The organism is Rhodococcus sp. R1101, from assembly GCF_000278445.1.
GTDB lineage: Bacteria > Actinomycetota > Actinomycetes > Mycobacteriales > Mycobacteriaceae > Rhodococcus > Rhodococcus gordoniae.
The window spans coordinates 1-1827 of record NZ_AJVB01000634.1 but is presented as its reverse complement, the minus strand read 5'-3'; the positions used below and the strand labels follow the sequence as shown (position 1 = coordinate 1827).

Below are 1827 nucleotides of genomic sequence, written 5' to 3'. Positions count from 1 at the left end.
TCCATGTGCACCAGTTCGCCCGGGCGCCGACGTTCGTAGCGCACCGCGGTCGTCTTCGACGCCCGGATCACGTGCCCGGTCAGCGGGTCGCAGTCGGCCAGGTGGGGCACCTGGTGGCGTCGGAGAACCCGGGAGATGGTGCGGGCCGGAACTCCGAGTTCGGCCGCGAGGACCGGTCGCGCAATCCGCTCTCACTTTCGGTCTCGCAGCGGGCCACCCATGTGGACACACTTGCGGGAGATTCCCATTGCGCTGGCGATATGCGCTTTGGGCCAGCCGTTTCGGTAGCGCCCGATGATGAGCAATCTTCGATAAGTCGTGCGGGCATTACGGTGGGACACGAGAACCTCCGAGCGGATGTGGGCCTTGGACAAGCCACCCCCACTCGGAGGTTCTCTTCACATCAAGCCGACACGCCTGCTACCAACGTCCCGGCCGAGTACACCTAGGGTGTGAACGCCGCTGCGGTTGCTGCTGTGTCCTCGAACAGGTGCATGCGCGTGATCTTTCCCGCCTTCACGGTCAAGCGCATCGCGACGTCGGTGTGGAACGGGCGTCCGGTCGTAGCTGCGACGTGGTCGAACGCACCGAAGATGACGGCATCCTCGCCGTCGGTGACGACAGTCTCGACCGAGACGACGCTCTTGCCCGGTACGAGGGCGGCCCACAGGGCACGGAAGTAGTCGGGCACCTCGCTTTTGTGCGAGCGAGCGCCGACCCAGTGTGCTACCGCCGGGTCGCCGGGAACGAACCAGTCGATTTCCTCCGCGAACAGCTCGCCCAGTTGTTCCGGGTCCTGCGCTCCGAGGGCCTCGAGGAAGGCGGTCGTGGTGTCGGTTGTGGTGGGGGTCATCAGGTGTCCTGTCTCTGGTGGCGATCGCCGACCGCCGATCTGTAGTGGTCGATACAGAACGCTAGCACATCTGTAGTGGTCGTTATAGAATGAATGTATGGGACGGCCGCGCAACTTCGATCGAGACACCGCATTGGACAAGGCGATGCTTCTGTTCTGGGAGCACGGCTACGAGCAGACCTCCATCGCCGACCTCACGCGGGAGCTCGGCATTTCCGCGCCCAGCCTGTACGCCGCGTTCGGCGACAAACGGACCCTGTTCGAGGAGGTCGTCGCCCGCTATGAAGCCAACCCCGCGTCGGTGACGACAGCCGGGATCGCCGGGACGACTCCGCACGAGGTGTTGCGATTGATGCTCGACCGTGCCTGCCAGGAGTACGTCAGCGAAGCACATCCCCGTGGATGTCTCGTCAACACAGCACCTGAGCTCACCGGCAATCGCAACCAGAACCGCGCGATCACCGCAGACCGACTGCGGACAGTCGACATCGACACGGAGACGAGCGTCGACGCCGACACGCTCGCCGCCTTCACCCATGCTCTGCTCGTGGGCCTGTCGTCCTACGCTCGCGACGGCGCCGACGAGGAGCAGTTGCGCCGCGTAGCCGAGCTGGCCCTGCGTGTGACGACTGCGTGAGCGGTACTCCTCTGGGCCAGCCGCGCACCGAACGCGATGCACTCGCCACTTGTCCGTGCACCGTCTCCGTACACCGTCTTCTACATGCCCGAAGTCCTCTGCAGTCCCGGTGGCCTCACGTTCGGTCCTGTGCCCGGCGATGAGCTCGACGCGCTCCTTGTGCCGCTGGGCGACCGTTGACCCGGGTGTCAGGTCGGGCCAACGTGGGTGCTGAGTGAAGGGAGGCGTTCCCAACTCACGCCCATGTCCGGACGAGGTAAGATGAGGGAAGATGGAGGAAGATATGAGACGGTCAATCGCAGCGCTCGCTGAGCAGATCGCCACTGCCGCCCACCGC

General features: G+C 64.9%; 2 protein-coding genes and 1 pseudogene. 1 reads left to right on the top strand and 2 read right to left on the bottom strand.

What is annotated here, in order from left to right:
- Positions 1-341: pseudogene (locus R1101_RS29850) on the bottom strand (helix-turn-helix domain-containing protein); the annotation flags it as partial.
- Positions 342-445: 104 nt separating this feature from the next.
- Positions 446-853: a nuclear transport factor 2 family protein gene (locus tag R1101_RS0122605; protein WP_016935483.1), complete on the bottom strand. Its 408-nt coding sequence runs from the start codon at positions 851-853 to the stop codon at positions 446-448.
- 97 nt (positions 854-950) lie between these two features.
- Between R1101_RS0122605 and R1101_RS0122600 the strand changes: the two genes are divergently transcribed.
- Positions 951-1490, top strand: coding sequence for a TetR/AcrR family transcriptional regulator (locus R1101_RS0122600; protein WP_016935482.1), 540 nt, complete (start codon positions 951-953; stop codon positions 1488-1490).
- The last annotated feature ends 337 nt before the right edge of the window (positions 1491-1827 follow it).

Coding starts and splice junctions, on each gene's coding strand:
- R1101_RS0122605 (WP_016935483.1), bottom strand. CDS start 853: ATGACCCCCACCACAACCGACACCACGACCGCCTTCCTCGAGGCCCTC.
- R1101_RS0122600 (WP_016935482.1), top strand. CDS start 951: ATGGGACGGCCGCGCAACTTCGATCGAGACACCGCATTGGACAAGGCG.